23 protein-coding genes and 1 riboswitch are annotated in these 21,302 nt (G+C 35.8%); of the genes, 6 read left to right on the forward strand and 17 right to left on the reverse strand.

All coding sequences use genetic code 11. The features are described from left to right. Positions 1–5 precede the first annotated feature (5 nt). The gene (locus tag DPQ31_RS15005) at positions 6–944 is read right to left on the reverse strand and encodes an aminoglycoside phosphotransferase family protein (protein WP_208730588.1); all 939 of its coding nucleotides are present in this window, start codon (positions 942–944) and stop codon (positions 6–8) included. A 10-nt stretch (positions 945–954) separates the two neighbouring features. Then, positions 955–1,755: a VOC family protein gene (locus DPQ31_RS15010; protein ID WP_208730589.1), complete on the reverse strand. Its 801-nt coding sequence runs from the start codon at positions 1,753–1,755 to the stop codon at positions 955–957. A 98-nt stretch (positions 1,756–1,853) separates the two neighbouring features. Between DPQ31_RS15010 and DPQ31_RS15015 the strand changes: the two genes are divergently transcribed. Beyond that, positions 1,854–2,864 carry a sulfite exporter TauE/SafE family protein gene (locus tag DPQ31_RS15015; protein ID WP_043323018.1) on the forward strand — a complete coding sequence of 337 codons (1,011 nt, stop codon included), beginning with the start codon at positions 1,854–1,856 and terminating at the stop codon, positions 2,862–2,864. A 40-nt stretch (positions 2,865–2,904) separates the two neighbouring features. Here DPQ31_RS15015 and DPQ31_RS15020 read toward each other — a convergent pair whose 3' ends face one another. Next, complete coding sequence (locus DPQ31_RS15020; protein ID WP_000764584.1) at positions 2,905–3,354, reverse strand: GNAT family N-acetyltransferase; 450 nt, start codon at positions 3,352–3,354, stop codon at positions 2,905–2,907. Between the two features lie 384 nt (positions 3,355–3,738). Next, a riboswitch (Lysine riboswitch) is annotated at positions 3,739–3,931 on the forward strand. A gap of 112 nt (positions 3,932–4,043) precedes the next feature. Between DPQ31_RS15020 and DPQ31_RS15025 the strand changes: the two genes are divergently transcribed. The 3 genes from DPQ31_RS15025 (at position 4,044) to DPQ31_RS15035 (ending at position 6,733) form a co-directional block, all read left to right on the forward strand. Further along, positions 4,044–5,510 carry an amino acid permease gene (locus tag DPQ31_RS15025; protein ID WP_208730590.1) on the forward strand — a complete coding sequence of 489 codons (1,467 nt, stop codon included), beginning with the start codon at positions 4,044–4,046 and terminating at the stop codon, positions 5,508–5,510. 113 nt (positions 5,511–5,623) lie between these two features. Then, positions 5,624–5,929, forward strand: a complete 306-nt coding sequence (locus tag DPQ31_RS15030) for an iron-sulfur cluster biosynthesis family protein (RefSeq protein WP_208730591.1) — start codon at positions 5,624–5,626, stop codon at positions 5,927–5,929. A 33-nt stretch (positions 5,930–5,962) separates the two neighbouring features. Beyond that, entirely contained in the window at positions 5,963–6,733 is a 771-nt protein-coding gene (locus tag DPQ31_RS15035; protein WP_208730592.1) for a DNA alkylation repair protein, read from the forward strand. A gap of 80 nt (positions 6,734–6,813) precedes the next feature. On the opposite strand, the gene DPQ31_RS15040 is transcribed toward DPQ31_RS15035, so the two are convergent. Beyond that, complete coding sequence (locus tag DPQ31_RS15040) at positions 6,814–7,305, reverse strand: DUF2716 domain-containing protein (protein WP_208730593.1); 492 nt, start codon at positions 7,303–7,305, stop codon at positions 6,814–6,816. A gap of 197 nt (positions 7,306–7,502) precedes the next feature. Here DPQ31_RS15040 and DPQ31_RS15045 point away from each other — a divergent pair, with 197 nt between their 5' ends. Then, positions 7,503–8,264, forward strand: a complete 762-nt coding sequence (locus DPQ31_RS15045; protein ID WP_000817560.1) for a class I SAM-dependent methyltransferase — start codon at positions 7,503–7,505, stop codon at positions 8,262–8,264. A 177-nt stretch (positions 8,265–8,441) separates the two neighbouring features. Here DPQ31_RS15045 and DPQ31_RS15050 read toward each other — a convergent pair whose 3' ends face one another. Further along, positions 8,442–8,984, reverse strand: a complete 543-nt coding sequence (locus DPQ31_RS15050; protein ID WP_315969871.1) for an NUDIX hydrolase — start codon at positions 8,982–8,984, stop codon at positions 8,442–8,444. A 167-nt stretch (positions 8,985–9,151) separates the two neighbouring features. On the opposite strand from DPQ31_RS15050, the gene DPQ31_RS15055 reads away from it, so the two are divergent. Then, entirely contained in the window at positions 9,152–9,775 is a 624-nt protein-coding gene (locus DPQ31_RS15055) for a cephalosporin hydroxylase family protein (RefSeq protein ID WP_073990597.1), read from the forward strand. A gap of 34 nt (positions 9,776–9,809) precedes the next feature. Here the strand turns inward: DPQ31_RS15055 and lepB (DPQ31_RS15060) are convergent, their stop codons facing one another. From lepB (DPQ31_RS15060) to lepB (DPQ31_RS15115), 12 genes are all read right to left on the reverse strand, one after another. After that, complete coding sequence (lepB, locus tag DPQ31_RS15060) at positions 9,810–10,331, reverse strand: signal peptidase I (RefSeq protein WP_000656825.1); 522 nt, start codon at positions 10,329–10,331, stop codon at positions 9,810–9,812. A gap of 74 nt (positions 10,332–10,405) precedes the next feature. Beyond that, complete coding sequence (locus DPQ31_RS15065; protein ID WP_087970886.1) at positions 10,406–12,559, reverse strand: peptidoglycan D,D-transpeptidase FtsI family protein; 2,154 nt, start codon at positions 12,557–12,559, stop codon at positions 10,406–10,408. A gap of 368 nt (positions 12,560–12,927) precedes the next feature. Beyond that, positions 12,928–13,653 carry an NAD-dependent protein deacylase gene (locus DPQ31_RS15070; protein WP_140158614.1) on the reverse strand — a complete coding sequence of 242 codons (726 nt, stop codon included), beginning with the start codon at positions 13,651–13,653 and terminating at the stop codon, positions 12,928–12,930. Between the two features lie 75 nt (positions 13,654–13,728). Next, positions 13,729–14,376 carry a pyroglutamyl-peptidase I gene (pcp, locus tag DPQ31_RS15075; protein WP_087970888.1) on the reverse strand — a complete coding sequence of 216 codons (648 nt, stop codon included), beginning with the start codon at positions 14,374–14,376 and terminating at the stop codon, positions 13,729–13,731. A gap of 15 nt (positions 14,377–14,391) precedes the next feature. Continuing rightward, on the reverse strand, positions 14,392–15,354 hold the full coding sequence (locus tag DPQ31_RS15080) for a DUF979 domain-containing protein (protein WP_001021667.1): 963 nt from the start codon (positions 15,352–15,354) through the stop codon (positions 14,392–14,394). A gap of 1 nt (position 15,355) precedes the next feature. Beyond that, the gene (locus tag DPQ31_RS15085; protein WP_000593386.1) at positions 15,356–16,051 is read right to left on the reverse strand and encodes a DUF969 domain-containing protein; all 696 of its coding nucleotides are present in this window, start codon (positions 16,049–16,051) and stop codon (positions 15,356–15,358) included. Positions 16,052–16,073: 22 nt separating this feature from the next. Next, a complete protein-coding gene (gene pxpA / locus DPQ31_RS15090; protein WP_208730595.1) occupies positions 16,074–16,835 on the reverse strand; it encodes a 5-oxoprolinase subunit PxpA in 762 nt (253 codons plus the stop codon). A gap of 18 nt (positions 16,836–16,853) precedes the next feature. Beyond that, a complete protein-coding gene (locus DPQ31_RS15095) occupies positions 16,854–17,843 on the reverse strand; it encodes a 5-oxoprolinase subunit C family protein (protein ID WP_097954336.1) in 990 nt (329 codons plus the stop codon). Then, positions 17,834–18,547 (reverse strand): 5-oxoprolinase subunit PxpB, encoded by a 714-nt coding sequence (gene pxpB / locus DPQ31_RS15100; RefSeq protein ID WP_000672292.1) that lies wholly within the window; start codon positions 18,545–18,547, stop codon positions 17,834–17,836. Before pxpB ends, DPQ31_RS15095 begins: the two co-directional genes overlap by 10 nt. A gap of 14 nt (positions 18,548–18,561) precedes the next feature. Beyond that, entirely contained in the window at positions 18,562–19,314 is a 753-nt protein-coding gene (locus DPQ31_RS15105; RefSeq protein ID WP_208730596.1) for an IclR family transcriptional regulator, read from the reverse strand. Positions 19,315–19,756: 442 nt separating this feature from the next. Then, complete coding sequence (locus tag DPQ31_RS15110; protein WP_208730597.1) at positions 19,757–20,590, reverse strand: DNA alkylation repair protein; 834 nt, start codon at positions 20,588–20,590, stop codon at positions 19,757–19,759. A 159-nt stretch (positions 20,591–20,749) separates the two neighbouring features. Continuing rightward, positions 20,750–21,301, reverse strand: a complete 552-nt coding sequence (gene lepB, locus DPQ31_RS15115; RefSeq protein WP_097954340.1) for a signal peptidase I — start codon at positions 21,299–21,301, stop codon at positions 20,750–20,752. Between the last annotated feature and the right edge of the window lies 1 nt (position 21,302).

Below are 21,302 nucleotides of genomic sequence, written 5' to 3' on the forward strand. Positions count from 1 at the left end.
CTCCGTTATTTACTTTTCATTATATCCATATGATAGGATTGATACCATCTTGGAACATAGGACGAAAAATGATTATGTTCTTCTAAAATTCCATTTAGTCTTTCCTTCATATCATCTACTAGGTGCGGTGTGCTTCGGTTTGTCCAAACAATGTCCGCTGGGAATGTCATTGCTGCATATAAGGAATACAGTTGCCAAAAATGAAGCGATGGTTCGCCTCCGCAATAACCGTGAACTTGTCCAACCGCAAATGGTTTACTTATTCTTGTAGTAAAAATCGCTACATTATAAAAATCGTGTATTGGATCACCAAAATCATATCCTCCAAAATCGATAACGATAAACTCCTTGTTATGAATCATACTATTTGCTGGATGGAAATCATCGTGTAAAAGTGTGATTGGACGATTTTTTAATAAGTCTTTATGGTTTTCTACAAAGGTTAATACTGGCTTCAAATCCAGAAAATTCACCTCGTAGTCTGCTAGTGCCTCTATGTATCTTTCGTATTTATTCCATCTAAATGTTTCCCATTTATTACTTGCACTTTCTCTTTCAATTGAGTGAATTCTCTTTAATACTTCTCCTGCTTTTCTCCCTACATCATACTGTTCTTCCACCGATAACTTCCGTAAGCTCTCTTCACCATTTACTCCGTCAATCCATTCAAATACTTGAACACATTTATTTAATTCTTCAAGTTTTATAAAATGAATTAACTTGGGCGTTGGAATATGTAATAACTCTATTTGTTTCATATACGTATATTCTTCTAGTTTTCGTTCATAATTAGCAGAATCACACACTTTTACAAAATACGTTTCACGATTCTCTAGTTCAATTTTATATTTCTCCTCATGCGAAAAACCTTTTGTAATGGCTATACATTTTACAATACAGGGCCACTCTAGTTTTCTTTCTAGCTCTCTTACTATTTCTTCCAAAACATCCCCTCTATTCATATATGTACAAACTACCTAACACTTCATATTCTCGTTTATTTTCCCCTTTAAACTCCACTGCAAAAGGATATTCACCATTCTTATTCAAGTGTTCTGTCGCTAGTCCTTCCCCAATCGGTTCACAAAACTGTACATGAATATCACCAAATGATACACTTTGGCACTCAGCATTCCATTTTTCATTTTTTGTGACTGAACTTGCAGTTAGCCCCATTACTTCTTTCCACTTTCGCACTGTGTCTCGAACATTTTTCACTGCATAATGGATCACTTCAATGTGTTGCACTTTGTTTTTATGTTCCGTGATCGTCCCTATGTTGCGTAAGTCGTTTCTTCTTTCTTCATCGGTTTCATTCCACTGTATAAAAAAAGGTAATCTCGGCCCGCTTTCTTCTTGCTTTACAAATAACATTTTCCATTCTAAAAGCCGGCCATCTTTTCTCATACGTTTCCCTTCAAATGGCCCTATCGTATGTAAGCCATGCTTACTAAACTTAACTGCTAGTTCTTCAATTGCATCTGTTCGAATTGCAATTTGTAGCATTCCTTCTCCATTTTGTAATTTCACCACCGTTTCTTGTACTAATGGATTTTCTGCTTCTTTCGCTTTTTCTTCATGCTGCACAGCTAAAAATTCTATGTATGATAAATCAAAATAACATAAACTATTCCAAGTTCCCCAAGTAGTATGCTCTCCGCCTAATACAGTATGAAATCCACGCTCTTGCATTTGTTTTGCTGCTTCCTCCGGTGTACAAGGCACTGCGTGAACGAGATGATCAAATCGTAACATGTCTTTCTCCCCTTTCTCTCCATCCTTTTATTGTATATTTTATTTTTCTTTCATTCAATTCAAAAAACTTAAAAACCCAGTTGATTTATATGATTAATATGTATTATAATGAAACAAATTTAATTATTGCTGATTGGAAAAACCAAAGGCACTTTTCTCATACGGGAAAAGTGCTTTTTTCATTTATTATTACAGGGGGATTATTTATGCAGAAATTAATTGTCTTTGCTATTATTGGATTTTTCGCTCAATTGATTGATGGGGCACTTGGAATGGCGTATGGGGTAACATCTACCTCACTATTATTAATGTTTGGTATTGCACCAGCTGTAGCATCCGCATCTGTTCACTTAGCTGAAGTCGTTACAACCGCAGCTTCTGGTGCATCGCACATCAAATTTGGAAACGTTGATAAATATACAGTTTCCAGATTAACATTACCCGGAGCAATTGGGGCATTTGTTGGGGCATGTTTTTTAAGTAATTTACCTGGCGATGTGATTAAACCGTACATTTCAATATTTTTATTCACTTTAGGCGTTTATATTTTATTACGATTCATTATTCAAAAACAAATTGTTACTTCCAAAAAGCGCATGTCTGCCAAACAACTTGTGCCACTCGGCTTATTCGCTGGATTCGTCGATTCAACTGGTGGCGGTGGCTGGGGTCCAATTACGACACCTGTACTGCTAGCAAGAGGAAATGAAGCTAGAAAAGTTATTGGATCTGTAGATACGAGTGAGTTTCCTGTTTCGCTCGCTGCAACAATTGGTTTCTTCATCTCACTTGGCTGGGAACAAGTAAGCTGGGTTTGGGTATTCGCCTTAATGCTTGGCGGTATTGTCGCAGCTCCAATTGCCGCATGGTTAGTACGTATCGTTCCACCTCATTTACTTGGGGTATTAGTTGGTGGCCTTATTATCTTTACGAATATTCGTACACTACTTACAACATTTAAAGTGGATCCAACTATTATTTCACTTTCTTACGTGGCAGTTGGTCTTGTCGTTATTATTTCTATTTTCATTGCTGTCCGTAATCATTCCAATCGTTCTAACGCATCAACAGGCGGCTATCCGAAAGATCAAAAACAAATGCTACCATAATGATAAAAAATACCGCTCGAACTATATCGAGCGGTATTTTTTATTTTTCTATTTTCCAATTAATCATCGTATCTGTTGTATCTACTCTCTTCATATGTAATTTCTCTAATACACGAATCGAACTACCATTTTCAAAGAGTGTCTCCGCAATAATTGTATCTACCTTTCCTGTCTGGAAAGCCCACTTTATTAATTCATCTACAGATTCTGTAGCATACCCTTTATTCCAATATTTCTCAATAAAACCGTAACCAATTTCTACTGTACGTTTCTCGTTCGGTTTCCCTTTAAATCCTATATCCCCTAGTACGATGTTATCTTCTTTTCGAATGACATACCACGCACCCCACGGTAATAAATCCTTATCTTGTTTTATATTTTCTACATGCCCTGCAATATGCGGGCCGCTATTGTATCCTTGATTCTTCGCAATCTGAACCCATTCCTCCGTACACGGGATAATATGTAATCTTTCTGTTTCTAATTTCATAACGATGTCCCCTTTTAATTAAACAGTACTTCAATTTTACTACAAAAAGAAAGAATATTCACTCTTTTTATTTGCACATATGTTTTTTCTTTAGAACAAAATAAAAGAAGTGATACCCTTCAATCGTTATGTCGAATTATATTTTCTGAATTTTCTTTTAATTTTAAAGGGTTTTTCATTATTTTTTGCGAAACATTTGTATAACAATTTTTTCTTTGTTTATTGCTACATAATAGTAGGTTCGGGTGGAGTTATGCAAGCGTTTCCTATACAATAACCGATATTTTTTGACTTTTCCTAACAAAATTCCTTGCAATATATTCAGAAACTCATTACAATTGCCATATATTAAATATCTTAGCAATATATAAATCCTCATCAATCCGATGAGGTAGAGGTTGCGACTTTTAAAAGTAAAACGGACGAGACACAGAGAATGTCACTGACTCCTTTTGAAAGGAAAAGTTGCCGAAGTTGGTATTTCTTCTCTGGAAGTATGAGCTGGGGCTGTCTCCGAAAGGAACAGAACTGTCACGTTTACAAAATTACCGTGTAAACGTGGGGTGCTATCTTAACGGAAGGGTATGATGGGGTGGTTATTTGTGAAACGTTCCGCCTAATTCCTTTGGCGGTTTTTTGTATTTTTCTCCCCCGCTCCTTCCTAACCTACAAGAAAAGGAGTGTTGAACATGAATAGCGCAACAAATCAATCTACCTCTAAAACGCAAACTACACAAGGACAAGGTGAATTAAAACGCGGATTAAAATCTCGTCACCTTACGATGATTTCTCTCGGTGGTACAATCGGTACCGGACTATTTCTTGCCAGCGGTGGTGTAATCCATTCAGCTGGTCCTGGCGGTGCACTAATCGCATACGCCGCAATTGGAATTATGGTGTATTTCTTAATGACAAGCTTAGCTGAACTTGCAGCTTACATGCCTGTTACTGGATCTTTTAGCACGTATGCAACAAAATTTGTTGATCCATCACTTGGCTTTGCACTTGGATGGAACTATTGGTATAACTGGGCGATTACAATTGCGGCAGAACTAGCGGCCGTAACATTAATTATGAAATTTTGGTTCCCTGATACCCCTTCCCTCATTTGGAGTGGATTATGCTTAGCTATTATTTTTCTCTTAAACTATTTATCTGTTAAAGGTTTTGGTGAATCTGAATATTGGTTCGCACTTATTAAAGTAGTTACTATTATTATCTTCTTAGTTGTCGGCTTCATGATGATTTTTGGAATTATGGGCGGCGAATCTGTCGGCTTTAAAAACTTCACTGTTGCAGATGCTCCATTTAACGGCGGTATCATGGCAATTATCGGTGTATTTATGGCTGCTGGTTTCTCCTTCCAAGGAACTGAATTATTAGGTGTAGCTGCTGGTGAAACGTCTGATCCAGAACGCAATATCCCAAAAGCAATTCGTTCGATCTTTTGGCGCATTCTTTTATTCTATATCCTTGCAATTCTCGTTATCGGTTTATTAATTCCTTATACAACTGAAAGTCTTGCAGCAAGTGATGTTACAGTAAGTCCATTTACACTTGTATTTGAAAAAGCGGGCGTTGCCTTTGCTGCTTCTGTTATGAACGCTGTTATTTTAACGGCAGTTTTATCTGCTGGTAACTCTGGCATGTACGCATCAACTCGTATGCTCTGGGATTTAGCTCGTCAAGGAAAAGCACCGAAGTTTTTAGGCAAATTAGATAGCCGTGGTGTACCTGTTAACGCTCTAATCGCAACATCAGTAGTTGGTAGCGTCGCTTTCATCGCTTCTTTATTCGGTGACGGTGTTGTATATATTTGGTTATTAAACGCTTCTGGTATGTCTGGCTTTATCGCATGGGTTGGCATTGCAATTAGTCATTACCGCTTCCGTAAAGCATATATCGCACAAGGAAAAGATTTAAAGGACTTACCATATAGAGCAAAATGGTTCCCGTTCGGTCCAATCTTCGCATTTGCACTTTGCGTCATCGTAATTTTAGGACAAAACTACGGCGCATTTATGGGTGAATCAATCGATTGGAACGGCGTACTCGTTTCTTACATCGGTTTACCACTCTTCTTAGTACTATGGTTAGGATATAAATTTACAAAGAAAACAAAAGTGATTCCACTTGATAAATGTGAACTAAAATAAAGTAGCGCGAGCAAACAAATTTGTTTGCTCGTTTTTTGTTGCAAACCTCTTTGCTTCCCTATTGCTCTTGTTTTTGCAATAATAAAGGAAATATAAATAAAGGTTGGGATACAATGAACATTCGTATTACTGATGAAGCAAAAGCAGCTATACATAGATTAGAACGTGAAGATAAAAAGATCATTCGCATTAGAGGAACAATGACAAACTCTTGTAGCATTTTCGTTGATGTTGATTTAGTTTGGGATACATACAATGCAGATGATGTTGTATATGAGGATGAAATGCTTATTGTACAAATGGACTCATTCACGAAAGATTACACTGGTGATACAGTGAAACTTGATTATAAGACGACTGGTTTTAGTATTACGACTCCTAGTGAAACGTTAGTTTATGGATTGTCGATTAAAAAATAAAAATTGTTTTTAGCTGACCAATGAGGTGGAAAAATGGGTAAATATGTTCCATTAAAATTTTTATTTAATGATGAATTAGCAGAAAAAATGGCTGATTCTATTTGTAAACACGATTCTACTTTCTTTAAAAAAAACTTTATAGCCTCCGTAACATGTAAAGTTGAAGGTTTAGAGTTAAAGCAACGGATTGAAGTAATAGCAGATGAATTACACAATGCTTTACAAAAAGATTTTAATGAAGCAATACATATATTACTGAAAACATTGGGACCAGAAAATACAACAGAAGTAGGTACATTTACAAACGGCTATATGTACATGCCTATCGCAAAATACGTTGAAAAATATGGGCTTAACGATTTTGACTCCTCATTCCACGCAATGTATGAAATAACAAAAAGGAATACTGCTGAATATGCCATTCGGCCTTTTCTTGAAACGTACCATGAAGACACACTAAATATTTTACAACAGTGGATTCATGACGAAAACAGCCACATTAGGAGACTAGTTTCTGAAGGTACAAGACCAAGACTTCCTTGGGCAAAAAAAACAGGAGCTCTAAAAGGTAACTTTAAGAACAATTTACAGCTTCTTGAACCATTAATGAATGACCCTTCTAAGTATGTTCAAAAATCTGTAGCCAATCATATTAACGATATTACGAAAGAAGATAACGAACTTGTTTTTCAATGGTTGCAGCAATTACGTGATAAACAGCATCCTGTTAACCCTTGGATTATAAAACATGGGTTAAGAACGGTGATAAAAAATGGTACTTTACCAAAAGATTTTTATTTTTAAGTATTTTTAAATGAAAACGGCCAAAACAAAAACGCTTATGCTTCAAGAATGAAGTATAAGCGTTTTTTCTCTTTAAAACATTATCCCTGCCTTAAAATATTTTGAAACATTTCCGGTTTATTTTGTTTAAAACTCTCTATTATTTCTTTTCCAAATATCGTTATACTCTTCTCCCAAGGATGGCCTAAATACCCGCACTTACAGTCTTTCTGAATAAAGAAATAGTAATCACCATTCGGAAATATTGGTATACGCCACTCATAAAATTCATTTCTTTCAAACTCTAAGTGTGGATTTACCCAATAACACTCATGTTGCCAATCTAGTGCCATCATATATTCATTCAATGCTGTATTCTCTTTGAAAACTTTTAATGCTTTTTCTTCAAGTTCATCATATACATTTAAATCTACCGATTCTCCAAAATAATGAGAGATGTCATATGTGATAAACGGTCCTGGTACTTTAAACGATGGAAATATTGAAACACTTGGTGAAAATTCATAGTCACTATATACTTTATCCCAAATTCGATCGTACTCTTTATCTGTAAACTCAATCCAATTTTTCATTAAATATATACCTTCTCTTTATATTTCAAAGGAATTCCACTCAAAAATCCCGAATATATAAATAATCATTCTCGCAAGGAGCGAATTTATATGCATCTATTCGAACACGAAACGTAAATCCGTTTCACTTTTATAAGAGGTCCTCCTTTTTACTTTTCTCATCATATCATTCATTTACAAAATAGGAGGGTACAATTATGAAACGTGATCCATTATTTTTAACTTTATTAGACAGTGCAAATACAAATTTTAGCGGCTGGGATTTTTCTTTCATTTCAGAAACGGGTCGAATGAAAAGTGAGCCTTTATCGTGGTCGTACGGTAGCACTGCTTTCCAGCTTATACAACACGCAAAATCAATGCTAGATATGGGCACTGGCGGTGGAGAGCTTTTATCTATGTTACAACCGTTCCCGCCAACTATTTATGCTACTGAGGGCTACGCTCCAAACGTGCCAATTTCCCGAAAGAAATTAGAGCCTTTAGGGGTTATTGTTGTAGAAGTAAAGGATGATGATGCCCTACCGCTTCAAGATGCTCAATTTGATTTAATTGTGAACCAACATGAATCCTATGCTGCTTCTGAGGTAAACCGAATCCTTTCTCCTAATGGAATATTTCTTACACAACAAGCTGGTGGTCTTGATTGCGCAGAACTTAATAAGCAGTTTGGCACACCACTAAATAGCGAATTTGCAAGTTGGTCACTCGAAACTGCCTGTAATGAGCTAAAGGAAAATGGATTTACTATTTTAGATGCAAAGGAAGAATTCCCTCTTCAACGCTTTTATGATATTGGCGCTATCGTCTATTATTTAAAAGCGATTCCGTGGCAAATTCCTGATTTTACTGTCGAAAGGTATTATGAGGAATTATATCGCATACATGAGATTATGTTGCAAAAAGGCTATTTTGATGTGAAGCAACATCGCTTTATCATTAAAGCGATTCGCAACTAATCATGGAGCATACGAAAACAAAAAAGAGATGGATATGCCATCTCTTTTTTGTTTTAATTTAAGTAACGAAAGTTTGTGTTACAACTTTGGCTAATAAAGTATATTTTTTCAGCATGTAATCACCTAACATATATATTTTTTCAACTAAAGTATAAATGTAGTTTTTCATCCTATCTTCTATTGAGAAACGAGTTGTTTTTCATATCGTTTGTTCGCATCATCTTCTGTCAAAAATGCAGTTGTGTAATTAATAATATTCCGGTTATCGTACGTGAATATATGCTCTAACATATTTTCTTCTTTTAATATTAGCGGTAAGTATTTTGGTAAATTACTAACTACACCTCTATTATTCTCATCTAATATCCATCCAATTTCCTTCCACTCTAATATACCTTCATCAGTACTTAACGGTGTATCCATTTGTACTCCCTCTGGCAAATCAGCAAGGAATACGTACATCCCTTCACTACCTCGAGGCTCGTCCTTACTTTTAAAAATCACATTCCCTTTATACGTTACACTTGGAAGACCTATGCCTGTTTCCTCAAGCGTTTCTCTAATTATTCCTTCATATGGCGTTTCATTATCTTCAATTTTTCCCCCAACACCATTCCACATTCCCATATTCGGCTTTTTATTTCTATTTAGTAAGAGTATTTTATTTCCTTTTCTAATGAAGCAAATTGTGTATGTATACATACTATCATTTCCTTTCAATTACACCTTCTTTTGTAAGCAATTGATTTTCCACATGAGTTATTTGGCTTATTTTCAAGTGAAAACACTCGCCTTACAATTCCTTATCACATAATATATAGTACAACTTTCATACGTAAATACTTTACGTCAAACGAAAGAATCCTTTTTAGAAAGGAGCATTTAAAATCGATACTACAAGCAGTGAATTTTTAAAACAGTATTACGACAGCCACGTTTGGTTAAAAGATACCTACTGGTTCGGTGTTCCCATCTGCAAACTTCCCTCTGATCTCTTTTTGTATCAAGAAATCATTTATGAATTAAAGCCCGATTTAATTATTGAATGCGGGACTTTTCATGGTGGTAGTGCACTGTATTTAGCTTCTATGTTAGATTTAATCGGAAAAGGTCACGTACTTACTATCGATATAACTCCGCAGCCAAATCGGCCATCACATAATCGGATTACGTATTTAACAGCATCTTCTGTTTCTGTGCAGGCCGTCCAAACAATAGTAAGTATGCGCAAACCTGATGATGTGATTTTAGTTATTTTAGATTCTGATCATAGTAAAGAACATGTATCAAAAGAACTTTTACTTTATAAATCTATTGTAACCACTGGTAGTTACATTATTGTAGAGGATACATGTATTAATGGAAATCCTCTCCTTCCAGATTGGGGCCCTGGCCCGATGGAAGCCGTGGAAGAGTTTTTAGCTAAAAATAACAATTTCATAATCGATGAATCTAAACATAAATTTTTCATATCTTTTAATCCAAAAGGTTTTTTAAAGAAAATAAAGTGAAACTTTAATAAGTGGGGCTTTATGAATTCCCCACTTATTCTATAATTTTCATTTTTGAAAAAGGATAATACACAAATTCTACTTTTCCTATCACGTTATCTTCTTCAATATATCCTAAGCCATTGCGACTATCCCTACTAAGTTCACGGTTATCTCCCATGACAAATAGCTTATTTGGTGGAATCTTTGTCTTTTGGAAATTGTAAAATACTTGTGTATTGTTGAATAAATCTTTATTTGTATACGGCTCTACTTGTTTTTTATCATTTACATATACAGTTCCATTCGTTATGTTAATTACGTCACCAGGTAGCCCTATTACCCTTTTCACATAATATTTCGATTCGTCCTCTTCTTTAATAATGACAATTTCCCCGTGCTGTATGTTAGAAAAATGTACTGCTGCTTTATTTACAAATACGTAGTCTTCTTCATTTAAAGTCGGCTGCATGGATTTCCCTTCTACCTTACATAACGTAAAAGAATGATAGGCTATTACCATAACAAGTATAAATAGTATGTACTTCCCCCAACCTCTCTTAATCTCCTCTTTCATATCCATTCCCACCTTATAAAATAACTCAAAAAATATATCACTGCACAATATATTCCTGTGCAGTGATATCATTTTTACTGGGCCTTGTTCGGCTGTTCTACCGGGATTGAATTTGCATTTGATCTTTTCGCTTTCAAGTCAAAATACGCATCCAAAATTTCTTTACCAATCGCGGAATTAACCCCTGATTTATCATTATTCACCCATGGTACAACAACTGAAAAAGCTACTTCCGGATCAGCATCATATGGCGCATAGCCGGCAAGAGTTAAATTATAACATTTTTTTCGGTTATAGTTCTCATCTCTTCCAATATCACTTTCTCCACCATATACCGTCTCAGCTGTTCCTGTTTTTCCAGCTGGTTTATACGGTAAGCCTTTAAACGTTCCTGTACCTGTTCCGTCAGCTTCTTGAAAAACTCTTCTAAACCCTTCTTTTACATGATCAATGTATGACGTGTCCATATCCACTCGATTTAAAACAACCGGTTCAATTGATCGAATAACTTTTCCGACATCCTCTGGGCGGTTTGGCTGCTCTCTAATTTCTTGCACAATTTGTGGTTTCATTCGGTAACCGCCATTTGCAATTGTTGAAATATATTGAGCAAGCTGTAGCGGTGTATATGTATCATATTGTCCAATTGCATAATCAAGTAAAAAGCCTGGTATATTATCAGTTCTACCCATTTGACCAATTGATTCATTTGGCAAGTCAATACCAGTCGATACACCTAAACCAAATTGTCTAAAATAGTAACGCATTTTATTAAATGTCTCTTGTTTAATATCTAACGGATTGTTTGGCACATAATTAATCCCCGCCATTTTTAATGCTGTATTAAACATATAAACGTTCGACGAAACTTGTAAAGCTCTTAAATCATCAATATCACCAAAATCTTTCCATGATTTTTTCGGCTTAGTACTTCCTTTAAAGTACATTGGCGCATCAAAGAAATGCGTAAACGGTTTAATCGCTTCTGCTTGGTATCCAGATAATAAAGTAGCCCCTTTCACAGTTGATCCTAACTCATAGGAACTTGTCATCGTCCCTAATGCGTAGTCTTCTATTTGCATCATGCCATCTTTATTTACAATTTTCTTTCCTGCCATTGATAAAATTTGACCGTTTTTCGGATTCATCATTACAACGAAAGCACGATCCATCATCGGTTCTGAAGAATGAAACGCTCGTAAATTTTTTTCAAGACTTTCCTCTACCTTTTTTTGCAAATCCATATCAACCGTTAACATTAAGTTATTTCCACTTTTTCCTTCAGTCACTTTTTCAGTCCGAATAATATTCCCTGCTTTATCTGTAATATTTCTAGATTGTTCTTTCGTTCCATGTAATGCATCTTCGTATTGCTTTTCGATGTAACTCTTACCAATACGATCATTTCGGTTGTAATCACGAACTAAATAATACTCTAATTGTTCTCTTGGTAATCCCTCATTTTCATTAGAAACGCTACCAAGTATAGAACGAAGGATTTTATCATTTGGATATTCACGTTCCCAATCTACTGTCGTATCTACCCCCGGCAAGCTTGCTAATCTTTCACTAACGATTGCATATTCATTTTGACTTACATCTTTTTTAACGATTTGCGGCGTCATTTTATATCCCGCATTCATTTTACTTTTAATTGCTAATACTTCTAAATCATCTTTTGAAAGCTCCTTTAATTCTTCTTGTGTAATTCTCTCCCGACGCAACTCTTCTACTTTTTTATCTAATTCTTTCCCTTCTATTTCCTGCTTCCTAAATTTACTCTCATCTGCTTTCGTTACTTTTTCTGCAGCCCTTTTTTCATTTAACTGCATCCAAAAATCTTTTTTATCTGTCTCTGTTAACTTATCCATATCCTCTTGCGACATTTCAATTAGCCCTGCTAACTCTCTCGCTACTTTTAAAACTTCTTTCGAGTCTACTCCTTTCATTTTCGTATATGTAACGGTTCGTAGCGGTTTGTTATTTACAATCACTTTGCCTTCTCGATCAAACATTTTCCCTCTAGGAACAGGCGTGCTCACCGTCACATCTTCCTTTTTATTCACTTCATTTCGATACGTTTCTCCATCAATGATTTGCACTTTACCTAGTTGAATAATAATAGCTGAAAATAAAAGAAAGACGATAAAAAATAGTACATTTAACCGAAATGGAATATGAGTCTTTTTCTTTTTCGGCTGTTTCTTTTTCTCCTTGTTCTGTCTCATTTCGCTCCCTCGCTTCATTCTATTAACTTCTACGCATAAATTGAAACTTTAAACAGAGTGGTCCTCTGTTTATTAGCCCACACCAATCGGGCTTTTACAAGCAGGTAATCTCCCACCTAACTTCTTCTCCTGTGCCGAATTTTTCAGATGGGAGTCTTACTGCTCGCAAATAACGGGATAACTCATTATGTATCAAATTTATTTATATGATATATATAGAATTTTATATTAGTTACAAAAGAAAGAAAAGATTTAATTTTCAGTTTTCGGATTTTGTATCCTATTTATTACCATTCCCCTTACAATACAATATCATGAATACAAAAAACTGAGGTAGATACATTGCACCTCAGTTTTTTTACGATAACTTATTTATTTGAAGATAACCCTTCAACAAATTCACCAATCTTTTGTCGAAAAACAAAATCAAAGTTATATTCCTGCCCTGTTAACTCTTCATTTACTAAAATGGTTGTTGCTCCAATTTCCCTCTTTGCAATTTCCGGGAAAGATGCGACAGGCTGTACTTTTAATGACGTTCCCATAACGAGAAACACATCTGTTTCATATAAACGTGTAATCGCATTTTGATATTGCGGCAGTGTATCTCCGTATAAAACAACATCTGGATTTAAAATGAAATTACACTTCTCGCAGCGCGGTACTTCATGATCAATCATATATTGTAAATCATAACCCGTTTTACACTTCGGACAATGTGCTGTTTGAAGTGTTCCGTGTAAATCAATGACATGTTTACTACCACCTAATTGATGTAAACCATCGATATTTTGCGTTAAAATTGTTATATCTTTTCCTTGTTCTTCTAGCTCAGCTAAAAAGCGATGTCCACGATTAGCTTTATATTGATGAAACGTATTAATTTGAAATATTTCTTTATAATGCTTCCAAAACTCTTTCGGACTTCTGTTATAGTACCCTCTCGATAAGTACATCTCCACATTCGCATCAGCATACAACCCATTTGCTGAACGGAAATCTGGGATGCCACTTTCTGTACTGGCTCCCGCGCCTGTTAATACAGTAATTTTCTTCGCTTTTTCTAAAATTGAACGAACTTTTTCAAATTGCACAAAAATCACCTCTATGTATATTCCTATACTTATTATACCAGTTGTTTACAGGAGGTGTTGTACATTTCATTTTACTTAATGCGTCGCGCCCCCAATTTCTACAATATCTACTTCTACTTCCGTTGTTACCTCGATTGCCAACTCTATCCCTTTACTAATAGTAGAAAGTGACATACTCGGTTGCCCTGGATAGCTACTCGCTTGTTCTGGTAAGAACGGAATATGAATGAATCCGCCTTTTATTTTCATATCACATTTTTCTAGTTCATGCATAAGTCCATAGAATAAGTGATTACAAACGAATGTACCTGCCGTTTGTGAAACAGATGACGGTATGCCTTCTTCGCGAAGTTTTTTTACGATTGCTTTCATCGGAAGTGTGGACCAATAGGCTGCTGGTCCTTCTTCTACAACTGGTACATCTACCGGCTGATTCCCTTCATTGTCAGCAATTCTTGCATCATCAATATTAATTGCGACACGCTCTATCGTAATATCTGGTCTACCCCCAGCTTGTCCGATACATATAATCATTTCAGGCTTTCGTTCTTCTATATACTCTTTTAATACGCTTATTGATTTATGAAATACAGTTGGTACTTGTTTACTAATAATTTTGTACTCTCCGATTGTTTTTCCATGCAAGTTTTTTGCGACTTCCCAAGCTGGATTGATACTTTCTCCGCCGAACGGATCGAACCCTGTTAATAATACTGTTTTCATCGTTTTCCCTCCTAATTAGAAACGATATACTAAGCCGTACATAATAAACATATTTATGATAAAGATTGAAAGCGCGATGGGTACTTGCGCTTTAATAACAGCATTTTTATCTTTTAACTCTAAAAGCATTGCTGGAACGATATTAAAGTTTGCTGCCATTGGCGTAAGCAGTGTTCCGCAATATCCAGCAAACATGCCGAGTGCGGCCATAATCGCTGGATTCCCGCCGTGCATTTGAACAATTAAAGGTAATCCGATTCCGCCAGTGATTACTGCAAACGCTGCGAATGCATTCCCCATTACAACTGTGAAAAGCATCATTCCTAAACAGTACGCCATAACAGCAACGAATGGATACTCTGTCGGTAACACTTTTCCAACTAAATCAGAAACGACTTGTCCAACACCAGACTTCGCAAAAATACCGCCAAGTGCTGCTAACATTTGTGGTAAAATAACTGCCCAACCAACAGCTTGTAATAATCTACTTCCTTCTTGAACAGGCGTCGTTATTTTCGATTTTGTAATACGCATCGCCGCAACGAATGCGAGTAATGCTCCTAACGCTAATGCAACTAACGTTACTTTATCTGGATCTACAAGGGATACATTTCCCCATTTGATTTTCCCTAACGTTAACGTACCGATAATTGTAAAAATAGGAATTAAAAGTGCAGGCATGAAAATTTTATTTTTTAATTTCTCAGCATGTTTCACACGTTCTTGTACAGGTACTTCTTTCTCCTGAGATTTTGTTACTTTATTCAATGAAGCTAACACGACCATAGCGAGCACGATACACCCAACGTAAAACGAAGGTATTACATTTCCGAATAAAAACGTAACTGCGAATAATGCCCAAAATAAGCTAGAACCGAATCGGTTTGGATGTTCACGATCGAATGCGATACGCACAGCGATAAAGGCAACGATTATACCTAATACATAATAAATTGTATCCATAGTTATGATGTTCATCTTATATAGCCTCCTTCTCTTGTTTTCCTTCTGCCTTCATTGTTTTCGCTATATATTTATCAAACCTTCTGAATCTAATCCAACTTACGATTAGTGCGGATATTGCTGTTGGAATACCCCAAAGCGCCATATCCCATACTCCGACATGCATACCTACTGAATCGAAGAATCCTTTCATTAATAAAATCGCACCAGTTGCGATAAAAATATCTTCTCCGAAAAACCAAGCTGTATTTTCCGCAGCAGCTGCGTTTGCTTTAATCTTTTCTCTTAATTTTTCCGGAAGTTTACCGTATTTACCTTGTGCCGCTCCTTCTGCCATTGGTGCAACGAGCGGTCTTACTGTTTGCGCATGACCACCAATATTCAGCCCTAGTGCCGCTGATGATTCTCTTATTGTAAAATATGACATTAATACTCTTCCAGTTGTTGCCCCTTTTGATTTCGTTATAAGTGCTTCTGCTCTTTCTTTTAAACCATAACGCTCTAAAATTCCGATTACAGGTAAAGTTAGTATAATAGGCATAGACATATATCTATTTTCTATAAAAAATTTACCGAACATGCTGATGACGTCATAAAAACTTAATCCTGAAACCATACCAGTAACAATTCCTGCAACCATTACTACTAATAGTGTATTTAACCTAAATAGAAAGCCAACTGCAACAAGTAGTATCCCAATTAATTTAATCATTTCCAGCACTTCCCCTCATTTTTTATTTCGGTGCACATATAGAAACACCATTAAGTTCGAATGTTCTGTATATTCTCCCCGCAAATTGTACCGCTTTCTCTCCATCGCCATGCAAACAAATTGTTTGCGCCTGAACTGTTACTTTCTCTCCATTCACCGTTTCTACATATCCTTCTTTTACCATTTGAAGCACTTGTTTTATCGCTTCGCCTTCATCTGTTATAAGTGCATTTTTTTCTGTACGACTTGTTAATGTCCCATCTTGCTTATACGTACGATCAGCAAAAACTTCTTGCATGAATGTTACTTTATATTTTTCTGCAGCTTGTATAAACGCCTCGCTATTTGCTAATCCGTAAAGTAATAGATCCGGGTTCATATGAGAAATTGCCTTTACGATTGCATCTGCAATTGCTGGGTCAGTTGCCGCCATATTATATAGGGCACCGTGCGGTTTCACATGATGCATCTTCGCCCCTGCCGCTTTCACAAACCCGTCTAATGCACCAATTTGATATAAAACGTAATCATATACTTCACTTGCTGAAACATTCATGTTTCTTCTTCCAAATCCAATTAAATCAGGAAATCCAGGATGCGCCCCTATTGCTACGTTATGTTTCAAAGCTTTTTCAACTGTTTGACGCATAACGATCGGATCACCCGCATGAAAACCACAAGCAACATTTATAGAGGAAACGAACGGAAGAATCTCATCATCATTCCCCATTTTATAAGCTCCAAAACTTTCTCCTAAATCACAATTCAAATCGATTGTCGTCACGATATTTCCCTCCTACTCTCAGCTTCGTAAAGCGATGAACTTCTTTAATAGTTTCATATTTTCTTCCTGCTCTATGTACAATCGCTCCGCTTCTTCTATAGAAACTTTTTCAAAAGTTACATAGTCCCCTGGTTTCAGCTGGGCAAGCAGAGGTAAATCTACTGAAATGACATTTCCGATTCTCGGATAGCCACCTGTCGTTTGCCTATCTGCCATTAATATAATAGGCTGCCCACCATTTGGAACTTGAATGGTTCCAAATGTAACAGGACTTGATAGAATTTCTTGTTCTATTTCTCTATTTAAAACTTCCCCATCAAACCTATATCCCATGCGATCAGCATAATTGGACACTTTATACTCTTTCATAAAAAATGACTCTTTACTTTTTTCTGTAAACTGATTATATTCAAAATCTGTTATGACGCGAAGCGTAGGATGCTTCTTATATTTTGGTAAGACGTTATTTCGAATTGCCCATTTTGTTTTTATTCGCTCTTCCTTTTGTAAGTTCTGAATGAAACGACTCGCCATTTCTGCGTGCGTACCAATTTGAAAATAGTCACCCTTTTTGAGCATCCTTCCTTCAATCCCGCCAATAGCAGCTCGCATATATGTACTTTTACTTCCCATTGTATGATCAATATGAATACCACCAGCAAATGTTACATATGCTCTGCACCCACGTTTTGCTTTTCCAAAACAAAGCATGCTGCCTTCTTCTGCTAAAATAGGACGCCATAACGGAATTCGTTCTCCATTCAATAACGGTTCCAAATCCGCACCGCCAATCGCGAGCAAAGTCGTTTTCTTTAGTAACAATTTAGGTCCCATTATCGTCATTTCTAAACCTGCTTCATTTTCTTCATTACCGACTAACATATTGATTAGCCTAAGTGCATTTTTATCCATCGCACCGCCAACTGGTACACCATACTGTTGATAATGAAATCGTCCTAAATCTTGGACTGTTGTAAACATCCCTGCATGTAAAACCTCTACATCCATTCTTTAGCCCCCTCTAGCGATACGTATTCTTCCTTTGTTACCGGGATAAAACGTAAATACATACCACTTTGAATATAGGTAGGTGATTCTTCTCTTGGATTAAATAATGAAATCGGTGTTCGGCCGATAATATTCCATCCACCCGGTGTTTCAAGCGGATAAATACCTGTTTGCTTTCCACCAATCCCTACCGAACCAGGAGCAATTTGTAACCGTGGTGTTTCTTTTCTAGGTGTTTCTAATTGTTTTGATAATCCCCCTAAATATGGGAATCCTGGTGTGAAACCTAACATATACACAAAATATGTTGTTTCGCTATGTATACGAATAACATCCTCTACTTGCAAACCTTGATAATGTGCGACCTCTTCTAAATCCGGCCCATATTCGCCTCCGTAGCAAACTGGTATAGAAATATGTTTCACATTCTGGTTCACTTCTTCTTTATATGAATCACACAGCTCCTGTATATATTGGCAAACGTAATCATATGACCTTTCACTTCTCTCATTTTGCATCCATACTTCGTACAAATTATAGTAAATTGCTAATGAAGTAAACGATGGCACACATTCAACCATTCCTGTAAATGGATGTTGTTTCAACGCTTGAAATAATCGCTGCACTTTTCCGTATATATCCATCCTAATTTCTTCACCAAACGTAACAATAATCGCTTGATCCCCTAACGCAGAAAATTTCATCCCATTCCCTCTTTCTATGCCAAAAAGCCGAGTTCTTTCGAAATGCGGTATGCTGTTTCTTTCACTTTCGCAGTAAAATATGAAATGTTACTTTCGCCATACTCAATTGCTAAACCTGAAATACTAATACCTGCTACAACCGTTCCATCATTCGCAAAAATCGGAGCTGCTATAGCCGCTGTATGATTTTCTAATTCAGAATAACTAATTGTGTAACCTTCCTTTTTCGCTAGTTGTAATACTTCTAGCAAATGTTCCTTATTCACAATTGTTCCATCCGCATACTGTTTTAAATCGGTTTCCTCTATGTACTTCCTTTTCTCTTCCTCAGAAAAATAAGATAGTAAAATTCTCGGACATGCCCCCGCATAAAGAGGTGCTCTTCTTCCAACCGCTGTATAAACACGTACCGGCTGAACTCCTTCCATCTTTTCAACGTAAATTGCATCATTACCATCTTGAATAATTAAATTAACTGCCTGCCCTAAACTATCTCTAAGCTCTTTCATATATGGAATCGCAATATTTCTTACTGATAATCTTTGTGAAACAAGTTGCCCAAACCTTAAAAAAACGACTCCAAGACGATATTTCCCCTTCTCATTTTTTTGTAAAAGCTCCATTTCTTCTAGCGAACCGATTAAACGATAAACAGATGTTTTCGGCATATTTGTAAGCTGAACCATCTCTGTTAAACTTAACTCTTCATGCTCATAAAATAACTCTAAAATATCCATTGTCTTCACTGCCGTTTTATTTATACTCATCCTATCTCCTTTTTGTTCCGAATTTCGGAACTTTAATTCCATTTTTCGAAACAAAGATATAATTTAAAATTATAAAATATTCTTTCAATTCTATCAATATTTTTTTCACGTACATAATCCGATATATTTTGTCCGTTATTAAAAAAACACAAATAATAAGTGATTTATATAAAATAAAAGGCCCTTGAATGATTGACAAAACTTTAACACGTGAAGAACGAACTATTAGAATAATAGTTACAATAAAAAAGTACGGAAGTTTAGATTTGAAATAAAATTTGATCACTTTTCATTAATAACACTGCTATAAAAGAAAATATAAAGAGCATGTTTGAATCAATTTTTGATCAAAACATGCTCTTCTCATAGTTATTCAAAGTATTCTTTTTTTTAACATGATTGATTGTTCCTTCGTTCAACTAACAAGTCTATTAGTTACATATTACTTATTTTTCAAAATCGTTCTTTTAGCTTTTTTAATAATTCTACTAGTTGATTTTATGTCAGTATCCTTTTCCCATTCTTCACACAGGTTCATTACCCAATCTGGTTTCGTTTTACTTGCATCATTTAACCAGTTTCCAACCGAATCTTGGACATATTTTGATGGATCTGATTTAAGTAAATTAAGAATGGGCAGTGCTTTTTCAGGTTCTTGTTTTAATGTTTCAATATGTTTACTCCATACACCTCGAGGACGAATAGATTCTACAGAGAACCTGCGAATATTCTCATCTTCACTTTTTGCCCATTCTACTAACAACTCCACACTTTTTTCTATATTCTGTGAAAGATCTTCTCTAATAGACATCCAAGCAATTTCTCGAACACCAAAATGATGATCCGCTGCAAAAGGTCGAATGTACGTTAATGTATCTTTTAATGTGTTATTTGATTTTTTATTCATAAACGCTGCCCAACATCGTACACTATCTGAAATATGATTAGATAATTTTAACAATACATCTTCCTTGTTTCCTTCATTCTCTTTGAGTATAATTTCATCCAATAAAGTTCCTGTTATTCGTATGACTTTCATCCCTGTTTCCACGTTCTGTTTTTCTAATTCAGCTACTATGCTTTCCAAACTATTCTTGAGTCCTATTAAAGGTAAGACATTTTTGAGTAGTTCAATATGATTTATAGCTAGCCATTCTGTTAGATTAACACTTTCTACTTTCCCTTGCTGTAGTAATTGTAAGACCTCTTTAGGAATTTCGTTTACTTTCCTGGCTCCTTTCCTGTTTAAGATAACTTCTGATTCTTTCGTTATCATTTAAATTCCCTCCTTGCAATACTATCTTCAAATAAACAGAGGCCATTTTGAAAAATAATAATCAAAATGACCTCTGTCTGTCTTTCTTAAATAAACATTCAGTTTCACAAAAAATGTGATTTAAATCCACCGGAAGAATATTTCTCCCATACTTTTTCTTTATAACGCTCTTACTTGTTTCAACGGCCAGAAAACAGCTTGTCCTTTTCCGACAATTTCATCTTCTGAAATAAAGCCAAACATGCGACCGTCCTTAGAAACTTCACGATTATCTCCTAAAACAAATACTTGGCCTTCTGGCACTTTCGTTTTTCCTGTGATTTGTTCTAACGTAAAGTCTGGAGTTAATACTCGGCCTACTGCTTTTTCTTTAAACTCTTTTAAATATGGTTCTTCCATCACTTTTCCGTTTACGTATAAAACATCGTTTTTATACTCAACTGTATCACCTGGTAAACCAATTACTCGTTTTACTAAGTCGTACCCTTCTTTTCCGTGGAAGACGATAACATCGAAGCGATCTAATCCACTTATACTATAACCAATCTTATTCACGAGAACGCGCTCATTATTTTCTAAAGTAGGCATCATTGATTCACCTTGCACTAAAGAAGGTGTAAATAAAACACCGCGAATAATTGCGATTAATACAAGGGTAAATCCTATCGTTTTAGCCCATGAGAATAATTCTTTCTTCGTATTTTCCTTCATC

This window comes from Bacillus sp. COPE52 (assembly GCF_003355115.1).
Classification (GTDB): domain Bacteria; phylum Bacillota; class Bacilli; order Bacillales; family Bacillaceae_G; genus Bacillus_A; species Bacillus_A toyonensis.

Coding starts and splice junctions, on each gene's coding strand:
- DPQ31_RS15020 (WP_000764584.1), bottom strand. CDS start 3,354: ATGAAATTAGAAACAGAAAGATTACATATTATCCCGTGTACGGAGGAA.
- DPQ31_RS15025 (WP_208730590.1), top strand. CDS start 4,044: ATGAATAGCGCAACAAATCAATCTACCTCTAAAACGCAAACTACACAA.
- pcp (WP_087970888.1), bottom strand. CDS start 14,376: ATGAAAACAGTATTATTAACAGGGTTCGATCCGTTCGGCGGAGAAAGT.
- DPQ31_RS15105 (WP_208730596.1), bottom strand. CDS start 19,314: ATGAGTATAAATAAAACGGCAGTGAAGACAATGGATATTTTAGAGTTA.
- DPQ31_RS15085 (WP_000593386.1), bottom strand. CDS start 16,051: ATGATTAAATTAATTGGGATACTACTTGTTGCAGTTGGCTTTCTATTT.
- lepB (WP_000656825.1), bottom strand. CDS start 10,331: ATGAAAGAGGAGATTAAGAGAGGTTGGGGGAAGTACATACTATTTATA.
- DPQ31_RS15010 (WP_208730589.1), bottom strand. CDS start 1,755: ATGTTACGATTTGATCATCTCGTTCACGCAGTGCCTTGTACACCGGAG.
- DPQ31_RS15045 (WP_000817560.1), top strand. CDS start 7,503: ATGAAACGTGATCCATTATTTTTAACTTTATTAGACAGTGCAAATACA.
- DPQ31_RS15035 (WP_208730592.1), top strand. CDS start 5,963: ATGGGTAAATATGTTCCATTAAAATTTTTATTTAATGATGAATTAGCA.
- DPQ31_RS15095 (WP_097954336.1), bottom strand. CDS start 17,843: ATGGATGTAGAGGTTTTACATGCAGGGATGTTTACAACAGTCCAAGAT.
- DPQ31_RS15030 (WP_208730591.1), top strand. CDS start 5,624: ATGAACATTCGTATTACTGATGAAGCAAAAGCAGCTATACATAGATTA.
- DPQ31_RS15080 (WP_001021667.1), bottom strand. CDS start 15,354: ATGAACATCATAACTATGGATACAATTTATTATGTATTAGGTATAATC.
- DPQ31_RS15110 (WP_208730597.1), bottom strand. CDS start 20,590: ATGATAACGAAAGAATCAGAAGTTATCTTAAACAGGAAAGGAGCCAGG.
- DPQ31_RS15065 (WP_087970886.1), bottom strand. CDS start 12,559: ATGAGACAGAACAAGGAGAAAAAGAAACAGCCGAAAAAGAAAAAGACT.
- lepB (WP_097954340.1), bottom strand. CDS start 21,301: ATGAAGGAAAATACGAAGAAAGAATTATTCTCATGGGCTAAAACGATA.
- DPQ31_RS15015 (WP_043323018.1), top strand. CDS start 1,854: ATGTATTATAATGAAACAAATTTAATTATTGCTGATTGGAAAAACCAA.
- DPQ31_RS15040 (WP_208730593.1), bottom strand. CDS start 7,305: ATGAAAAATTGGATTGAGTTTACAGATAAAGAGTACGATCGAATTTGG.
- pxpB (WP_000672292.1), bottom strand. CDS start 18,547: ATGAAATTTTCTGCGTTAGGGGATCAAGCGATTATTGTTACGTTTGGT.